Below are 18,724 nucleotides of genomic sequence, written 5' to 3'. Positions count from 1 at the left end.
ACTCCGAATGTCTTATTTCCTGCGGGACGCGCCCAGCCGTTCCAGTCGGCTGACCATTCCCGGTTCCCACTGCATCAGGCCCAGTCGCTCGCTTTCCTGCCACAGGTGCTGATAATGTTGTGCCGCCAGTGCTTTCATGCCTTCTTCCGCCAGCAAATCCGCCAGCACCAGTTCAGCGCAAAAACGCTCGCGCGGTTCTTTCAACCGCCGAATGCGCTCATCCAGCAGCGACAGCGCCGCCCCCAGCCCTTGCTCGGCGCAACAGGCCGCCGCTTCGGCCGCCAGGTCGTCCTGCCGCTGACCGCCGCCGCCGCGTGCCGGCTGGGCCGATTGCAACCACTGGGCGCATTTGGCGGACAGGAACGGCGAACCGTCGCTGAACGCCAGTTCACGCAGTTCCGGCAGCCGGGCGAGAAACGCCGACAGTTCATCGGCGATGGCGCTGGCGACCGCGCTATGTCCCAGCCGGGTTGCCACCGTCGCCGACAGCATGTGGCCGTCAAACCAGTACGGCGCCAGCGTCAGGCTCTGTTCAATCTTGCTCCACAACGCCAGATCCGCTTGTGCCAGCGCGCTCTGGTACTCATCCACCCGGTCAAGCGACACCGGCGCCAGTTGGGTTTTATTACCGCGAGCCGCCGTCGGCGGCGTGGCGATCCCGGCCCAGACCGCGTTGCGGCGCAGGCGATATCCCACCGGCGCTTCCGGCTGACGCTCCACCAGCAGCGCCGCCACATTAAGCTGCGTCTGCTTCCAGTTGCGGTCATCCGAACTGTTGATTTCCACCGTAGCGACCGCGCTGGTCGCCCCGGTGGCGCTCCCATGACCGCCGCCGGCGGCAGCAACGTCCCCGGTTGTTCCGCCCGACCCGCCAGACGCCGGCTCAGCCGACGCCTGATTGGCTTTCTCCTGTGCCTGATGGCGTTGGCGGGCGCGGTGAAGCGCCGCCACCAGTTCGTCGGTCAGGTCGGCTTTGTCGGCGGCCAGCGCGCTCCAGCGTACCGCCAGTTGTTCCGCCAACTGATGCAACTGGCTGAGTTCCGCCCCGGAGGCGTTTTCCGCCATGCGGGGCAGCACGCCCTCAAAACGGCGGATGATCTGCACCATCAGCTTCTGTTTCTGTACCGGGCTGGCGGGAAACGCCAGCGTCCAGTAAGCGTCCAGCCAGCTGTCGAGCAGCATGATCGCGGTGGCGAACGGGGTAGCCTTGGCCGGGTGCTGCAGGCAGCGCAGCAGTTGCACCAGCACGCGCATGTCTTTGGTACGGCTTTCCAGCAGCGTCAGGCACTGACCGGCGACAGCATTGAGATCCACCTGGCTGTGCGCCAGCGACCCCAGCTTGACCAGCTCGGTTTCCACCTGTTCCCACAGCGGATCATCCGCCGCCACCGCCGCCCGCAGGGCATCGTCGGGCAGGGTCGTCAACAGTCGCTTACACCAAGGGTGTGCATACATGCTCATCGCTCCTACCAGCGGCACTGCTGGCGCAACGGCGCCAGCGCCTCGCCGAGCCCGGTGAGATCGATGCGCAGCACATGATCCTGCTCGCCATTCAGCACCAGCTCCCGGTGGCCGACCCAGCGCTTAAGCGCGTCGATCGCCGGCAGGCCGCGGCCAAATTCCAGCAGCGTGCCGCGGTTGCGCACAAACCAGTTATCCGGCGCGCCGGCGCCGTCAAGTTGCGAGGTGACGTTGTCGCCCGGCCACGGCTGGCTGAGCGTCAGCCGCAGATGGGTAATGCTGCTGGCGCAGCTGATCACCAGCGTATTGCCGTCCGCCAGCGTGCGCGTCAGGGTCAGGTCGCCATTGACCGCCTCGCGGTTAAGACGAAATGCGTTCTCCCCCGCCGCGCCGTTATTCGTAGCGGGCGGCACAGCGCCCGCGCGTTCCGTCTCGCGTCCGAGCGCGTCATAACAGGCCAGACGCACCTGCGGCGACGTCTCATTGCGGCACTGTTCCCACAGTGATTGCCAGGCGGGATCGGGCGAGCCGACTGCCGCCATCAGCAGCGGCACCATCGTCAGCATCATCAGTTCACCTCCAGTTTCTGGCACTTGTGATCAAGGGTACGTTTGGGAATATTCAGGCTCTCCGCCACCAGCAGTCGGTTGCCCTGAAACTGGCGCAGACGCGCCGCAATCACCGCGGCTTCATACTGCTGGGTGGCGATGCGCAGATCCTGAATATGGTGGAAAGCATCGCTATCGGCGGCGGTTTCGCCGCACACCCGCTCACGCAACTCCGGCGGCAGCGACTCCAGACGAATAGGCTGCCCTTCCGGCGTATGGGCGCAGGCCACCTCCAGCAGGTTCTTCAGCTCACGCACATTGCCGGGGAAGTCGTAGCCCACCAGTTGCTTGAGAAACGCACGGTGCAACGGCCCCAGGTTTTTCTGCTGCTGGCGGGCGAACTGCCCGATGAAGTGTTCGCACAGCAGGCTGATGTCGTCCGGACGATCGCGCAGCGGCGCCACCTGCACCAGACACTGGCACAGACGATGGTAGAGATCCTGACGGAACTGGCCTTCGGCCACCCGTTGTTCCAGCGGTTGATGCGTGGCGGCGATCAGCCGGAAATCGGAATGTTGCTCCTGCCCGGCGCCCAGCGGCCGGAAGCTGTGCGTTTCCAATACCCGTAACAGCTTGGCCTGCATCAGCGGCGGCATGTCGCCCACTTCATCCAGAAACAGCGTGCCGCCGTTGGCCTGCGCCACCAGCCCGACCTTGTTGCTTTGCGCGCCGGAAAACGCGCCTTTTTCATAGCCGAACAGCTCGCTTTCAATCAGGTTTTCCGGAATAGCGGCGCAGTTGATGGCGATAAACGGTCGTTCGGCGCGCTCGGAACACTGGTGCAACAGCCCGGCCACCACCTCTTTGCCGGCGCCGGTTTCGCCGTGAATCAGCACCGACAACCGGTGGCTGGCCGCCTGACAGATCTGCTGATGCAGTTGTCGCACCGCGCCGGACTGACCAATCAGCCCGGCGGCCACCCGTTTTTCCCGCTCACGCCGCAGCGCGCCTTCGTCTTTAATCTGGCGCAGCGAATCACGCAGCGCGGTCTGCTCGCGCCGGCTGCGTCCCAAATCGCGGATCAGCGCCAGTTGACGGCAAAACACCTGCGCCAGCTGCGCGCAATCGCCATGTTTCCCCAGCGCCTGCAGCCGCTCCGGCGTATCCAGCAGCGCCAGCACCGCCAGCGGTTTGCCGCTGTCCGCCTGCAACGGCATGGCGTACAGGCCGCAGGCGGCGCCCGCGTCGGTCAGCAACTGGCGAAAACCGCCGTGTTCGATACGCGCGCCGCCGTACAACGACGTCCAGCTGCGCGTTTGATTCTTGAGCAGCACGTAAGCCAGCGGATGACTGAAATCATCCACGCCGAGCGACAGCGACAGCGGCGCGCGATGCACCCAACCGCTGCATATCAACTGACGACCGCTGACATCCACCATCCCCAGCAGCGCACCCTGCGGCTGCCATGCGGCACGCAGCGTGCTCATCAGCCAGTCGCACAGGCCGGCTTCATCCCGGTGACGGGTCAGCGAGAGCGCCAGATCGAGGGCTGATTGCATGCTCAGCCCTCCACCTCGGACCGGAACTGGCCGTCTTCCACCCGGAAATGAATGCGGCTGACCGGCTGACCGGCCGACATGCGTTGCAGCAATTGCAACGACACCGGCGGCAACAGTGCGCCGTCGATCACCGACTCCAGCATGCGCGCGCCATTTTCGCTGCGGTTCGCCAGACGCAGGATCTCTTCCGGCACCGATGCGTCGATAACCACCTCGGCGCCAAAGCGCTGCTGCAGCAACGTAACCAGACGGGACAGCTTGCCCTGCACGATCGCCACCAGCGTGTCGTGATCCAACGGCAGGTAGGGAATCACTTCCATTCGCGCCAGCAACGCCGGTTTGAAGAACGCCGCCAGTTCCGGATAGAGCGCATCCAGCAGTTCGCCCGGTCGATCCGCAACATTGACGTGCTCGGCAAAATTGACAATCGTCTGGAACCCCAGATTGGAGGTCAGGAAGAACACCACATTGCGGCAGTCGATCACCCGCCCTTCGCCGTCCGCCAGTTCGCCCTTGTCAAACGCCTGATAGAACAGGTTGAGCACGTCCGGATGGGCTTTTTCCACTTCATCCAGCAGCACCACCGAATAGGGTTTCTGGCGAATAGCCTCGGTCAGCACCCCGCCTTCGCCAAAGCCGACATACCCCGGCGGCGAACCGATCAAGCGGGAAACCGTATGCTTCTCCTGGTACTCGGACATGTTGATGGTGGTGAGATAATTACGGCCGCCGAACATCAGATCGGCAATCTGCACCACGGTTTCGGTCTTGCCCACGCCGCTTGGCCCCACCAGCAAAAACGCGCCCAGCGGTCGACCGGGACGGCGCAGGTCGGCGCGAGCGGTCAGCAGGTGCTTGTGCAACTGGGCGATCGCCAGTTGCTGCCCTTTGATGCTGTCGCCGAGGTAATCCGGCAGGCGGGTGACCACGTCCAGCTCGCCCTGGGAAATCCGGTTCAACGGCACCCCGGTCCACTCGGCGATCACCGACGCAATCTGGGTTTTATCCACATGCGGGGACACCAGCACCGACGGCTGTTGCAGTTCGGCCAGCGCCCGCTCGCCGTCGGCCAGTTCAGCGGCCGCGGCGGCGGCATCGAAATCTTCCGGCGCTTCATCGGCCAGCAACGCGGTGCGCAGGGCGACGATCTGCTGCACCAGCGTTTTCTGACGCTGCCAGTCGGCTTCCAGTTGCGCCAGCGTCGCCGCATCCGTTTCGCTGGCGTCACGCAGCGTCGCCAGTCGCTCTGCGGTATCGCCCAGGCCGATGCGGCCCTGACGCTCCAGTTGAGCGATTTCCAGCGCCTGCTGATGCAAACGGGTCTGCAACTGGCTGACCGCGCGCGGCGGCGTGGTCAGGTTGATGGCGACGCGCGCGCAGGCGGTATCCAGTACGTCGATCGCTTTGTCCGGCAACTGACGCCCGGAGATATAACGCGCGGACAGATTGGCCGCCGCTTGCAGGGCTTCTTCGTCGATCAATACGCCGTGCGATTGTTCGTAAATGCTGCGCAGCCCGCGCAAAATCACCGTGGCTTCGTCGACGTTCGGCTCGCCCACTTTCACCAGTTGGAAGCGACGCGACAGCGCGGCGTCTTTTTCCACGTATTTCTTGTATTCGCTCCAGGTGGTGGCGGCGATGGTGCGCAGTTCGCCGCGCGCCAGCGCCGGTTTAAGCAGGTTGGACACGTCCAGACCGCCGGCCTGATTGCCGGCGCCAATCAACGTGTGGGCTTCGTCAATGAACAGGACAACCGGTTTCGGCGCCTCTTTCACTTCCTGCATCACGCCTTTGAAACGCTTCTCGAACTCGCCTTTCACCGACGCGCCGGCCTGCATCGCGCCCAAATCCAGCGTCAGCAGTTCCACATCGCGCAGCCGTTCCGGCACCAGACCGGCGACAATGCGCAGCGCCAGTCCTTCAATTAGCGCGCTTTTACCCACCCCGGCCTCGCCGACCACGATCGGGTTATTTTTACGACGGCGGGACAGAATATCGATCATCAGGTCGATTTCATGATCGCGGCACAATACCGGGTCCAGTTTGCCCTGACGGGCCGACTCGGTGACATTCTGGGTATAGCGGGACAGCTGGGTGGTGGCCGCGGCCGCCTGTTCCGGCGTCGCGCCAGCGGCGGAGATCACCTCGGTTTCCGCTGAATCTTTTACCCATTCGTCAAACTGCTGACGCAGCAGTTCGCGGTTAATCTGCGCCAACTGGCGGGTCACCGTCGCCGACAGATAACGCGTCGGCGTCATCAGCAACACCAGCAGCAGTACGCCGCTGCGCAGACGGGCGTGCTGGAGTTCCGCCGAGGCCAGCAGCCAGCTGTCCTGCAACCACTCCACCAGCAGCGGCGAAAACGAGGGATAGCCCGACTCAAACCCTTTGTCCGCGGCATTGGGCTGCAGCAATGCCGCCAGTTCGTCAACATCCATCCCGGCGCGTTTCAGGATCTGACGCACGTCGCACAACGGCGTCTCCAGCATTTTCAGCAGCAGGTGCTCAATGCGGATCTCCGCGCCCTGATGCTGAATGCACAGCGCCGCCGCCTCTTCCATTATGTGGCGGCACAGCGGGTTGAGTCGCTCAACCAGGATCGGCAGTTCGATTCGAATCACGAGAATACGCTCCTGTTATTGTAATAATTCTCCCAGCTGACGCAGCACGTCCTGGGTCTGGTTGGTTAGCTGGTAGTGATAGAGGCCAAACGCCGCGGCCATCACCACGCACAGGCCGATAAACAGCGTGCGCAGCGAAATCTGTTTCCGCAGTTGGTAACGGGAAGACTGCTGCCCCAGATTGAGGTGGAATACCGTCGGCGGATTTTCCGGCTCCGGACGCAGGGTGTCGTGCAAACGGCGCACCACCCGATCCAGCTCTTCGCGTCCCTGGGTCATCACCCGGTAGCGGCCTTCGAAACCGAGGCACAGACACAGGTAGATAAACTCCAGAATGTCGCGGTAGCGCGTCGGGTCATCCAGCAGCTTCTCCAGCAACACGAACACCTTCTCGCCGCCCCAGGTTTCATTGTGGAAACGGGTAAGCAGCGAATGGGCGGACCATACGCTCTGGCCGCCCCACTCCCGCCCCATCACCGCTTCGTCGATGAAGGTGCACAGAATGTAGCGAAACGACAAAATCACGCCGTTTTCGTAACCGTGGGAATGCAGTTCCTGCTCAATGGCCTGAATTTCGGACTGTACGCGCTGGTATAGCTCCGCCACGCCGTCGTATTCAGACAGCTGGCGCACCCGCTCCACCATGCCCAGCAATGGCGTAACGGCGTCGATCATCGGGTTGATGCTCTGCCCGCGCAGGCGAAACCAGTAATCGGAATCCATATCCAGTTGCCGGGCGTTGTCATACAGCAGGTCGCCCAACTGATCGCTTTTGATGATGTCGGTACTCACGGGATCCTCCTGTTAACTACTGGCCGCGGATGGCCCACAGTTGCATGTCCAGTTCCGGGAATTCGCCGGCGATGTGGAACGCCAGCGTGTTGCTGGTGACCAGCGATTTCCAGGCCGGGCTTTGCCTGTCCAGTTGGAAGTAGCTGTAGCCGGCGTGATACGGCAGCTGACGCGGCGCCACCGGCAACGGCAGCAGCGGCACGCCGGGCAGTTGCAGGCTGATGAGTTCGCGGATTTTGTCGCTGGAGGCGATCTTGGTTTGCTGCAACAGCTGTTTGCGCAAATGCTCCTGCGGCATACGGGCGCGCACCGCCAGCACAAATTCGGCGCTGGTCATCAGTTCGGCGTCGCCCACCAGCGCCACCCGCACGCCGTAAGGCTGCGCCTTCATCTGGATCGACACCGCGCGCGGCGACAGTACGGTGCTCAGCGCCTGACGCAGCGCCATCATCAGCGGCTCAAAGCTGGATTGCTGATGCTCGTGACGGTAGGCGGGAAACTCCGGCGGCAGACGCGACTCGTCGGTAAAGGTCATCAGTTCGCCGCACAGTTGCACCAGCGCTTCGTGCAGCCGCTCCGGGTGCAGCGTACCGAGGCGCGCCAGATGCGATAGCTGCGGCTGAGCGCGGTTAAGCAGTTGCAGCATCATGAATTCCGCCACGTCCGCCACCCCTTGCTGACCCGGCGCGGCGATGCGCTGAGACAGACTGCGGGCGCGTTCCGCCACCAGACCGGCGGACTCGCCCAAAAAGCGTTTCAGGCTCGGAATGGCGGTGACGCTGATGCTGCACGGCATGAAATTGGGGTCCAGCACCAGACCGCCGTCCGGCCGCTTATCGAGAATATTGGCAATCGCCAGCGAGGCGTAGGCGCTGCGGTCATCGCGCTCCAGCATCAGCCGCAGGCTGACCTTGCCCACTTCCACCGATACCACGTCGCCGCCTTCGCTGTGCAAATCGCGCACATCATGGCGGTGCGACTGCAAACGGGTGGCGACGCCGGCGCCCGTTTGTCCCACCTCGCTGACGCCGTTCACCGCCAGCGGCAACGCCAGATAGACCTTCTGGTTAGCCAGCGCCACATCGGTTACCTCCAGCGGCTGCGGCAGCGCGTCATCCCCCGGAATGTTGAATACCGTGCCGTCCGGCATCACGCCGGTGGCGTTCACCAGCGCGATGCGCCCGAAGTTGAGGTATTCCTCGTTGATCGCCAGCGACTGCAGGCCATAAAAATAATCGCTGAGCGCGCTAAGACGGGCATGCAGCGCGTAGTCCGTGTGTCTTTGCTGTTGCTGGAAATGCTGCGGCTTGATGAACAGCCCTTCCCGCCAAATAATCCGATTTCGGCTCGACATAGTTATTCTTCTTCTTGATCTTTCTTGATTTCGACTTCTTCACGGCGCAGATGCACCAGAAGCTGATAAGTGCGGCCGGTGTTTTTCAACTTGACAACCTTGCGCCACTCGGCGCTGTCCGGATCGGCGTACTTGGCGATTACTCCGATGTAATGCACTTTCTCATCCAGCTTGACCGGCGGCAGGTATTTGAACTGCCCCGGCAGCAGCGTGTAGTCCTGATGACTGACGTAATTCTTGGCCAGCGCTTTTTCGATATCGGTGGTCACCTGATCGTAATCGGTAGCCAGCAGACGGGAGTCTTCCGCCAGCATCACCAGTTGAAACTCGACTGGCGCCGCTTCGCCGCTCTCGCTGGGGTTAACGTCCGGTTCCGCCACCAGGCTGAAACCGACGGTGGACGGCTGGTTATCGTTGCTGCCGATCTGAATATCCGGATTGGCCGCCACCTTCGCCATCTTGCCGAGCGTGGAGCAGCCGGGAAGCAGCAGGATCAAGGCGCATAACCATAAGGCTCGCAGCATTATTTCTGCTCCTGTTGCTGGCGAACCGCGCGGTCATAGGCCTGCGCATACACCTGATGGAACAGTTTCTGGAACCCTTGCTGACGCGGCGAGGTCAGCTCGCGGTAATAGTGCTGGTACATCTGCCATGCCCAGCCGTCGTCCAGCGCCTGACGTTCGCCGCTGCGGCGATAATGTTCGAACCGGCCCAGCAGCGCCGCCGGTGAAAACGCCTGCAGAATGCTCTCCAGCGCCACGGCGATCGCCTGCTGGTTGGCCCGGTGATGCGCCTGCATATTACTGAGCACTTCACTGATGGCCGCCGGCGCGGACAGATGCACCGGGCTTTTATCATCGGCAAACAGCAGCGATAGGGTATCGGTGTAATCCAGCCCCAGCCGCAGCGGGTTATCTTCGATCGGCCGCAGATGGGTATCCGCCAGAGCCGCCTGATCGGCCTGCAGCGTCAGTAACCCCTCCACCATCGCCTTCAGGCTTCGGCCCATCTCTTCGAGCATCTCGCGCAGTTGCTGCTCATCACCGGTATTCAGCGATACGCCCAGCCCGCGCAGCAGCGGCGCCAGCGTCACCGCGTCAGCCTGCCCGCCCAGCCCCGCCCCGGCGTGCGGGTTATCAATGGTCGGTAATTCCACAAATTTCTGATCCATGGTGTCCTCAACGGCAGAAAAAGAAGAAAGCGAGGTCGGCAGTTCGTCGCCGTGCTCACCCTCCGTTGCCAGCGGCGAGCGGCTCTGTTCCTGCTGCAACGCCCACAACGGGTCATTAAATCGGCTCGCCGTCGTCTCTTCGACGGTCGGGCTGTGTCGCTCTTCGCCAAGCCACCCTTCCAGCACATCGCCGGGGCGCTGGCCCAACACCTGATCGATGTCCTGCTCGCGCGCCGGATCGTCGAGGTAAACCCCCAGCCGAAACGGGCCGATCACCAGCTCATCGCCATGCGCCAGACACACCCGGCGGTCACGGCCGATGGGCGACAACGCACCGTTGATGAAGGTCTGGCCGCTTAGATCGCACACACAAAATTGGCCGTCCTGCAGTTCGATGCGCGCATGTTCCGGCAATACCGCGCCAAGCCGGTCGCGCAGTTGCCACTGATCTTTTTCCGACGCGCCCAGCGTGCCGCCGCGGTGATCAAACCGGTGCTGCACCTGCGAATTGATATCCAGCTGTTCGCTGTTGAGCACAACCAGAGTGAGTGGGTTGTTTTCGTTCACAATTACTCCTGCACACAAATCGTCACATACGGGTCGGCCGGCGGCTGCCCGAGAAAGCTGCTCCATCCCAGACGGCTGCTCTGGTCATCGCCCAGCCGCAAGCCTCTGGCTTCTCCTTCGGCGAAACCGAGGCGCAGGTCCCAGGCCAGTTGATCGCGCAAGATGAAGGAAACAAAACGCACCAGCGGCTGAAAATGCTCGCCGTTGGGCAGGAAACTGAGAAAACGGCTGAAACTGAGGTTATCCACTTTGAGCAGGAATTTGCCGGCGCAGTCATTCACCTTGTCGCCAATGACAAAATCCCCGCCCAGCACGCTGTTGGCGCGTCCCAGCCGGTTTTGCTGGTCTTCGAAAATCGGCACTTTGCGGTGCTGCCAGGCGATGACCTCCACGTCTTCAAGGTCAAAGCAGTGAATAACCAGGCCGGCCACCACTTCCGGCGAGCGGCTGGGGCTGGCCAGCAGGCCGGCGTAAGACAGCATCTTGGCCCGGTTGACCGGCAGGCTGTCGCGTACCGCGTCATTGCCGAGCCCCACCAGTGCGAACATCAGCCGGGAGAAACCGTCTTCGCCGTCATTCTGGAAACGGACGTGATAGCGGTATTTACGCCAGGCGCGATGCAGCAGCGTCAGCAGCCGATGATGGAAAAAATCGAGAAACACGCCCAGCTTCTGCTCGCCCTGGGCGTACTCCCACGCCAGTTCTTCGAGGTAATACCCCGGCATCGGCGATTGGCTGCCGTGCAGACCGAGAAACGCGACCTCCAGTTCCTGCCGGCCGTCGACATCCTCTCCCACCCGCAGTACGTCGCTGGGGTGAAAGCCAATCGACGCGGTGGAACGAAAGCGAATGCGTTCCAACTCCGGCCGGAAGTCGAGCGCCTGCTCCAGATCGACGCCCTCCATCTGGTTAAGCAGTTCCACCAGTTGGAAAAAGTTGAAGTGGCGCGCATCCTGGCGAAACATCGCCTGACCGGGCATTACATCATCGAGTGCTGACCTATCTGCACCGGCCATCGGTAGCGCTCCTTGTTATCGATGTTGACCACTTCCAGCAGATGGAAGGCGTTGACGCTGGCGTACAACGAAAAGAAATGCGCCAGCACGGTGCTGAACAGATAGAGTTCGCCTTCACTGGAGAACGCCGATTGCCGCACCGACAAGACCGACTTGAGCCCGCGTACCGGCATCCCCTGCACCAGCCGGTCCACCGGCGTGGTTTCAATCGTCTCGATCCCCGCCAGCCGCTTGCGTGACGCCTGCTCCGCCTGCTTGTCATGCAACGCGGGAAAGTCGTAGGTACGCAGAATCTGCACCAGCGCATCGCGCCGCAGCAGCGACACATAGTTCAGCGACAGGTTGGAGATCAGCGTCCAGTGCAGGCTGCCGTCCAGCGCCGGGCGCAGCGGACGGGTCGGCCGAATCAGGTTGCGGAAAGTGGCGAAAGACGGCGAGCTGCCGGTCGGCACGCAGATGGCGCCCACCGGCAACTGCGCCGCTCGCGAACGGTTGGTGCAGGTCAGGGTGACCGAAATGGATTCATCAAGATCGATCACCTCTTTCTCGTCGCCGCGCACAAACGACAGCAGGTGGTCAAAGCCGTCGCCGCTGACCGCTTCACGCACCCGAATACGGTAATACAGCGCCAGCCGCCCTTTGGCTCGCTCGATTTGATGCTGGAAACTCTCGAAAGGCTGATAGAGCCGCGGAATGCCGCGCGAACGCCCGCTGTTGCCCTCCACCCAGCCTTCCACCTTGTCGATGGAGAAAATTTCGAAACTGTCGGCGTGGCGGTAGCTGGCTTTGAGCGGGTAATCGGTCTGGCGACCATCCAGATTGATGGGTTCGCTGTCATGGCGGAACAGATTGATGGCCGGCACGCAGTTGAGCATGAACGAGTCCGGACGGATTTTCAGTTCCGCCGGCAACGGCCGGTCAAAGCAGAAGTGCAGTTTAAAATCCGTCACCATCAGCGGCTGATTAGGCCAGCTGGCGCCGGACAACTGGAAGAACAGAAAACTTTCCGGAAAACAGAAATACTCCTGCAGGATACGGTAGCCGGAGTAGACGTTGCCGGGATACGGCAGCATTGCGTCTTCACGCTCGAAGCCGACGGTTTTCAACACATTCGCTTCCTGACGAAAGCGTTTACCGTCGATTTCCAGCTCAATGTGCGACAGCTGGCTGGCGATCCAGAAATAGAGTTCGTAGGCGGTATAGCGGTCGCCGCCCAGGAAGAAACGCAGTTTATCGAGCTGCAGATCCCCTAGCGACAACGGCCCGTGCAGGCCGATATCCAGCGTGATGGCGGACATGTCGTTACCGCTTTGCGCGTTGATCTGGCGGATATCCGCCGGGTAGATCCAGGCATCGTGGCAGGTCTGAAAATGGCAGACCACATCGTCGATCGGCAGGCTGTCCAGCTCGCAGCCGCGCGACACGAACGCCGGTTGCGCGATGGCGCCGGGCAGTACCGAAAACTGCATGATGGTCATGCTGGGCACCGGGCGCAAATAGTTCGGCCACAGCATGCCCAGCAGGCCGTGAGTCAGTTCCGGAAACTCATCCTCGATCTTCGCCCGCAGGCTGCCGGTCAGAAAGGCAAAGCCTTCCAGCAACCGCTCGACATCCGGATCCGTCGTCTGTTCTGACAAAAATCGGGTAAGTTCAGGGTGTGCCCTGGCGAATTCGCGTCCCTGCAGACGCAAATAGGCGAGTTCATCCCTGAAGAAATGTTCCAGCGACATAATCACATCATTCTGTAATGGCGGTGGCTGTCCATATGAATATTGAAGGAGGTGACCTGCTCCAGATCTTCCAGCCGCACATGCGCGGTGACCTGAAACGACATCTCCAGCGGATTGGACAGATAGTCCGACGCACTGACGTCCACATGGACAATTCGCGGTTCAAAGCGGCAGATACACTGTCGGATCGCTTCACGGATCTTGCCCCGGATATCCGCGCCGCCCTGCGTGGCGTCATTGAAATCAATCACGCCAAGCTCGGGTGCGCTGCGACAACTGCCGGGACGCGTATTCAGCACCTGATCGAGCTGGCGTTTCACCGACTCGATCAAGTCTTCCAACTCCGTTTCGGGAGAGGAACGGCGCTCCTCTCCCCGGATACGATCAAACAGGCTGGCCGCAGATCCCCGCTCCCAGGCAGAGAGCGACGGCATCAGTCGTTATTCCTTATCCAGACGCCCAACCAGGGACAGTTCGAAATTCGCCCCCATGTACTTGAAGTGCGGGCGCACTGCCATGGTCACCTGGTACCAACCCGGTTCGCCTTCCACGTCCAGCACCTTGATCTGGGCGGCGCGCAGCGGGCGACGGCTGCGTACGTCTGCCGGCGGGTTTTCCTGATCGGCGACGTACTGCTTGATCCAGTTGTTCAGCTCGCGCTCCAGATCCTGACGCTCTTTCCAGGAACCGATCTGCTCGCGCTGCAATACTTTGATGTAGTGCGCCAGACGGTTGATGATGAACATGTACGGCAACTGCGTACCCAGTTTGTAGTTGGTTTCCGCCTCTTTACCCTCTTTGGTGTTGGCGAATACCTTGGGTTTCTGCACCGAGTTCGCGGAGAAGAACGCGGCGTTGTCGCTGTCTTTGCGCATGGTCAGGGTGATGAAGCCCTCTTCGGCCATTTCGTATTCACGGCGGTCGGTGATCAACACCTCGGTCGGAATCTTGGCCTGCAACTGGCCCATCGCTTCATAGACGTGCACCGGCAGATCGGTGATGGCGCCGCCGCTCTGCGGGCCGATGATGTTCGGGCACCAGCGGTACTTGGCGAAGCTATCGGTGATGGCGGTACCCATCAGGTAAGCGGTGTTGCCCCACAGATAGTGTTCGTGGTTGGCGCTGATGTCTTCCTTGTAATTAAACCCTTTGATCGGGTTTTCTACCGGGTCATAAGGCAGACGGGCCAGGAAACGCGGCGCCGTCAGGCCCAGATAGCGGGCATCTTCCGACTCGCGCATCGAACGCCATTTGGTGTAGGCCGGGCCTTCAAACACCGATTTCAGGTCTTTGATGGACGGCAGATCGGTGAAGCTGTCCACGCCGAAGAAGGTCGGCGCGACGGAGGAGATAAACGGCGCGTGCGCCATAGCGCCCACCGCGCTGACATACTGCATCAGCTTGATGTCCGGCGAACTCTGGGTCAGCGCGTAATCGCCGATAACCCCGCCGATCGGCTGGCCGCCGAACTGGCCGTAGCCGCTGGAATAAACGTGTTTGTAGAAACCGGACTGGGTAATTTCCGGTGCGAACTCAAAATCTTCCAGCAGCTCGTTTTTGGTCGCGTGCAGCAGCAGGATTTTGATGTTTTCGCGGAAATCGGTGCGATCGATCAGCAACTTCAGCGAACGCCAGGAAGACTCCAGCTCCTGCAGTTCCTGCGCATGCAGAATCACGTCGATCTGCTTGCTGAGCTTTTTGTCCAGTTCAACGATCATACTGTCGACCAGCGCCTTGTTCACCGGCTCGGCCGCGTTACCGCTGTCCAGAATGTTGGCCACCAGCGCGGCGATCCCCTGCTTGGCGACGTTATAACCTTCATCCACCGGGGTGATGCGCGCCTGCGCCATGATTTCTTCAAGCAGCGACGATGAACCACCGGCCGCGCCTGTCTGGGCCTGTTCTTCAACCATTGACATGTTTGTTTCCCTTCTCGTCAGTAACAATCAATTATTCGGCGGGTTTCACCAGATCCAGCTCTTTGAGCAGCTGCTCTCTGGCTTCTTCGCTGGACAACAGATCCTGCAGGCGATTACGGAAAGCGGGAATATTACCCAGCGGCCCTTTCAGAGCGACCAGGGCTTCACGCAGTTCCAGCAGTTTGCGCAGTTCCGGCACTTGCTGGGCGATGCGATCGGGGGAGAAATCATTCAGCGAAGCAATGCTGAGTTTGACGGGAAGGTCATCCTGGCTGTCTTCTTCCAGACGGTTAGGCACGCTGAAATTCAGCTCCAGGTTGGCCTCTTTCATCACCGAAGTGAAGTTGTTCTTGTCGATAGACACCGTTTGACGTTCTTCAATCGGCGTCTCTTCTGTGCGTCCTTTCATATTTCCCACCACCATCAGCGTAAGCGGCAGTTCAATTTCCGCCTGCTGACCACCAGTGGCCGGGACATATTTGATATTAATACGTTCCTTTGGTGCGACAGATGCACCGTCAGTTCCTTTTGCCATATGTCAATACCAACGTGAGGGCACCCTGGCCCGAAAAAATAAGGTCGAATCCTACTGAACGACCCGCCAGAATCCATGACAGACCGGGCTATTCAGCGAACAAATAGGCTATATCCTTCATACTTCAAGTTGCAGGTGTGTTGGCTGCCTTCATTCCCCCGGACACTTACTTATGTAAGCTCCCGGGGATTCATTCGATTGCCGCCTTCCTGCAACTCGAATTATTTTGGATATGTTTGTTTTTCGACCGACGATATGCACGAAATAGAACCCGCCGCCTCGGCGCATTCACTCAACGCATTCTTAAACCGTATGGAATCAGTAAGCCAATAAAAAACGACAGAACTGTATTCAAAATGTGTAGATATATTTCTGCTTCGTTCGCCAATCATACACATAACGCTGACACATGGTCAACGCTAATATACTTTTGATATCCCAAAGCTCCAAAAATAAAAAAACACAATAAAAAACAACAATATAAATAAAATGAACACCCCGAAAACATACATTATTACCGGTGAAATAGTTACATAAACCTGCATTACAATTTTCCAAAAAACGGGTATTTTTGGCCTCTCTAATTTCGTTAGATTTTAAAACAATTATCCAGCTAATTATTTTCAGGAATAAACCGCTTTTTTATATGGAATATTTACATGACTAAAAAATGATTATTTTTATGCCAGGGCATAACGCAAACGAAACATTTCACCACTATTTTCGTCATGAAATGCAAATAAAACACCGGGACATCGCTCAATTAAAAACCATATTGCATGGCAGTTTCTCGCTGAAACATCAGAAAAAAATGGTTTCCTCCGGTCTGACAACGGCATTTATAGGAAACCGATTCCTATTCTATTATTCATAATTGCAATTTGAATCAAGAAAAAATAAAAATCATATTTTAAGGAAAATTAGTTTCCATTGACGTCAATTATTCCAGCCCCAACGCAGACCGGAGAGATTTACCCAATCGGTAGCCGCTTTTCCACCAACGCCACCCACATGGCGACACCGTGTGGAATCAACGCGTCATTGAAGTCATAACAGGCGTTATGCAGCGGACGGGATGGCGTATCGCCATCGGCCCCTAACCAGAAATAGGCGCCGGGACAGTGTTCCAGCATGCAGGCGAAATCTTCGGACGCCATAGACGGCGCAATTTCCCAATGCACCTGGCTCGCGCCAAACGTCGTTTCCGCTACCTCACGCACCATTTGCGCCGCTCGGGCGTCATTTTGGGTAACCGGGTAACCGGGGTAATAGGCAATGGAGCCCGTGACGCCGAATACTTCGGGGATTTGCGCCACAAACTGCGCAATCAACGCCTTCACCTGCTCGCGCACTGAGGTTTGCAGGCAGCGCAGCGTACCGCGCAGCACCACTTTTTCCGGAATGACGTTGATGGCTTCGCCGCCGTTAATCTGCGTGATACTGATCACCGCAGACGACTGAGGCGACAGGCGTCGCGAAGGGATGGTTTGTAACGATAGCACCAGTTGAGAGGCGGCCATAATCGGGTCAGCGCCGTTTTCCGGCATGGCGGCATGACAGCTTTTGCCGATCAGCACGATTTCAAACGAATCCAGGGAGGCCATCATCGCCCCACTGCTCAGCCCGACCTGTCCAACAGGCAGCCCCGGCCAGTTATGCAACGCATAGATGTCATCCATTGGAAAACGGGTAAACAACCCCTCCTCCACCATACGTCGCGCACCGCCCAGATTCTCTTCCGCCGGCTGAAACACCACCCGCACCGTACCGCTGAAACGCCGGGTTTCACTGAGATGGCGGGCGGCGGCCAGCAACATGGCGGTATGTCCGTCATGACCACAGGCATGCATGACGCCGGCATGCCGGGATTTATAAGCAAGATCGCTCAGTTCGGTAACCGGCAGCGCATCCATGTCGGCCCGCAATCCAATAACAGGACCAGGCCCGTTCTCCAACGTTCCTACTACGCCAGTATCCGCCAGGCCGGTATGAACCTGAAAACCAAAGGCGGCGAGCAACGTCGCCACCATCCCGGACGTCTGACGCTCGTGATAGCCCAGTTCCGGATTGGCATGCAGTTTGCGCCGCCATTCAACGGCCTGCGCAATCAGCGCCGGAGAAATCCCCATACGCATCCTCCCGTTGATTCACATCAGAGCCCACCGCCTGATATGCCGCTCACTCTGTTCAGGAATCGCCCACAGAGAATCACTTACTCTACTCCACCAGCCTCCATGAACAAAACCATGTCCGACAAGAATGCACGCGGGATAACGCCCATGCGTGCCATCTCATCTTTCAATCACCATTATCGGCATTACCGCCGACATCTTGCACTGGTTCTGGATAGTTACCTGTCCAGCACACTGATTGAAACTGGGGAAATAACAAAAAAGCAGACTCCACCCGCCTTTTGCCAGTCGAGCTTAAAAGCTGCTGGCTGAGTCGGACTTGATGACCGGGAGCCGGTTACCGTGACAGGTGAGTGGGTAAGGATAGTGGGTAAAGATAGTGATTAAGACGCTAATCAATCTCTGACGGGTAATTCAATAAATTGCGGGTAAATAATCCTGAAGGCGACACAATGGCACAAGCCGGTTTTAGCGCGCCAGGGCGCTGCTTCGTATCAGCCTCTACCGCAACGGGCTGATGCTGACCGGCGGGACGACGACACCGATATCGCCGCGCTGGTGGCCGAACTGGATGGCAGCGACACCGAAGGCGCGGACTGGGGGGCGACAACGGCGAATGACGCTGGCAGGCAATTGGCTGATTCAAAGCGGGTTACTCGGCCAGTCGTTAAGCAGTGAAGCCCTGCTGGGCCGGATCATGCTCCAGGCTGAACCGGGTGCGATGCTGGCTTAATAATACCGATTGATAAATATAAAAAAGCCGGAAGGATCGTTAGATCGCTTCCGGCTTTTTTTATAGAAACGCCACCTCTGCACTTCCTATTTTCTTAACTGATAGACCTGAGAACTTAATACCTATACCGTGTTCAGCATCCCCTACCCATCTAAATAAAAAACCGAACTCATTTTCCATATCAGGGAAAATATAAATCTTCATCAATTTAAAGCGAACATCTTTGCTTTTGTAAACGGATGCAATATATGAAGATATTTCCCTTTCTGATATTTTAAAAAAATCATCCTGATTATTAATCATAAAATTAACATCACCCACCATCTTGTCATCACTGGAATCTGACTCCAGATAAACAACTTGCATATCTGTCTCATTGAAAATATCCAAGTCAATATTTACTGCAATACCTTCATCATCTTCATAAAACTCAAAATCATCACTATTCATTTAAACCTCTCCATTTCTATTTACAAGCTTTAGGTGGTTTAGGCGCATTCATTTCTTTAGCAATACGTTTAGCTTCAGGTGACTCATACTCTACGCCGTGATGTTTCTCAAACTGACTTACAGACCCAGCATGAGG

15 protein-coding genes are annotated in these 18,724 nt (G+C 58.8%); all 15 read right to left on the bottom strand.

The features are described 5' to 3' along the window. Window positions 1–12: 12 nt before the first annotated feature. Window positions 13–1,455 carry a type VI secretion system protein TssA gene (tssA, locus tag DXX3274_RS07555; RefSeq protein ID WP_042861939.1) on the bottom strand — a complete coding sequence of 481 codons (1,443 nt, stop codon included), beginning with the start codon at window positions 1,453–1,455 and terminating at the stop codon, window positions 13–15. Window positions 1,456–1,466: 11 nt separating this feature from the next. After that, window positions 1,467–2,030, bottom strand: a complete 564-nt coding sequence (gene vasI / locus DXX3274_RS07550) for a type VI secretion system-associated protein VasI (RefSeq protein ID WP_039691349.1) — start codon at window positions 2,028–2,030, stop codon at window positions 1,467–1,469. Further along, entirely contained in the window at window positions 2,030–3,568 is a 1,539-nt protein-coding gene (locus DXX3274_RS07545) for a sigma-54-dependent Fis family transcriptional regulator (RefSeq protein ID WP_042859277.1), read from the bottom strand. The genes vasI and DXX3274_RS07545 overlap by 1 nt, the downstream gene beginning before the upstream one ends. Window positions 3,569–3,570: 2 nt before the next feature. Continuing rightward, on the bottom strand, window positions 3,571–6,189 hold the full coding sequence (gene tssH, locus DXX3274_RS07540; RefSeq protein ID WP_042859276.1) for a type VI secretion system ATPase TssH: 2,619 nt from the start codon (window positions 6,187–6,189) through the stop codon (window positions 3,571–3,573). Window positions 6,190–6,204: 15 nt separating this feature from the next. Then, on the bottom strand, window positions 6,205–6,981 hold the full coding sequence (icmH, locus tag DXX3274_RS07535; RefSeq protein ID WP_038660484.1) for a type IVB secretion system protein IcmH/DotU: 777 nt from the start codon (window positions 6,979–6,981) through the stop codon (window positions 6,205–6,207). Between the two features lie 16 nt (window positions 6,982–6,997). Continuing rightward, window positions 6,998–8,335: a type VI secretion system baseplate subunit TssK gene (gene tssK, locus DXX3274_RS07530; RefSeq protein WP_038660487.1), complete on the bottom strand. Its 1,338-nt coding sequence runs from the start codon at window positions 8,333–8,335 to the stop codon at window positions 6,998–7,000. Between the two features lie 2 nt (window positions 8,336–8,337). Beyond that, a complete protein-coding gene (tssJ, locus tag DXX3274_RS07525) occupies window positions 8,338–8,859 on the bottom strand; it encodes a type VI secretion system lipoprotein TssJ (protein ID WP_042859275.1) in 522 nt (173 codons plus the stop codon). After that, window positions 8,859–10,073, bottom strand: a complete 1,215-nt coding sequence (tagH, locus tag DXX3274_RS07520; protein ID WP_038660494.1) for a type VI secretion system-associated FHA domain protein TagH — start codon at window positions 10,071–10,073, stop codon at window positions 8,859–8,861. Before tagH ends, tssJ begins: the two co-directional genes overlap by 1 nt. Before the next feature lie 2 nt (window positions 10,074–10,075). Continuing rightward, entirely contained in the window at window positions 10,076–11,089 is a 1,014-nt protein-coding gene (tssG, locus tag DXX3274_RS07515; RefSeq protein ID WP_039691354.1) for a type VI secretion system baseplate subunit TssG, read from the bottom strand. Continuing rightward, the gene (tssF, locus tag DXX3274_RS07510) at window positions 11,053–12,819 is read right to left on the bottom strand and encodes a type VI secretion system baseplate subunit TssF (RefSeq protein WP_038660500.1); all 1,767 of its coding nucleotides are present in this window, start codon (window positions 12,817–12,819) and stop codon (window positions 11,053–11,055) included. Before tssF ends, tssG begins: the two co-directional genes overlap by 37 nt. Before the next feature lie 2 nt (window positions 12,820–12,821). Next, complete coding sequence (gene tssE, locus DXX3274_RS07505; protein WP_013317140.1) at window positions 12,822–13,253, bottom strand: type VI secretion system baseplate subunit TssE; 432 nt, start codon at window positions 13,251–13,253, stop codon at window positions 12,822–12,824. Window positions 13,254–13,259: 6 nt separating this feature from the next. Continuing rightward, window positions 13,260–14,738, bottom strand: a complete 1,479-nt coding sequence (tssC, locus tag DXX3274_RS07500; RefSeq protein WP_038660504.1) for a type VI secretion system contractile sheath large subunit — start codon at window positions 14,736–14,738, stop codon at window positions 13,260–13,262. 31 nt (window positions 14,739–14,769) lie between these two features. Continuing rightward, the gene (gene tssB, locus DXX3274_RS07495) at window positions 14,770–15,273 is read right to left on the bottom strand and encodes a type VI secretion system contractile sheath small subunit (protein WP_012770486.1); all 504 of its coding nucleotides are present in this window, start codon (window positions 15,271–15,273) and stop codon (window positions 14,770–14,772) included. 971 nt (window positions 15,274–16,244) lie between these two features. Then, the gene (locus tag DXX3274_RS07490; RefSeq protein ID WP_042859274.1) at window positions 16,245–17,402 is read right to left on the bottom strand and encodes a M20 aminoacylase family protein; all 1,158 of its coding nucleotides are present in this window, start codon (window positions 17,400–17,402) and stop codon (window positions 16,245–16,247) included. Window positions 17,403–18,198: 796 nt separating this feature from the next. Continuing rightward, window positions 18,199–18,588 carry a hypothetical protein gene (locus tag DXX3274_RS07480; RefSeq protein ID WP_042859273.1) on the bottom strand — a complete coding sequence of 130 codons (390 nt, stop codon included), beginning with the start codon at window positions 18,586–18,588 and terminating at the stop codon, window positions 18,199–18,201. Window positions 18,589–18,724 lie beyond the last annotated feature (136 nt).

Source organism: Dickeya sp. NCPPB 3274 (genome assembly GCF_000406205.1).
GTDB lineage: Bacteria > Pseudomonadota > Gammaproteobacteria > Enterobacterales > Enterobacteriaceae > Dickeya > Dickeya fangzhongdai.
This window is presented reverse-complemented; position numbering and strand designations above follow the sequence as displayed.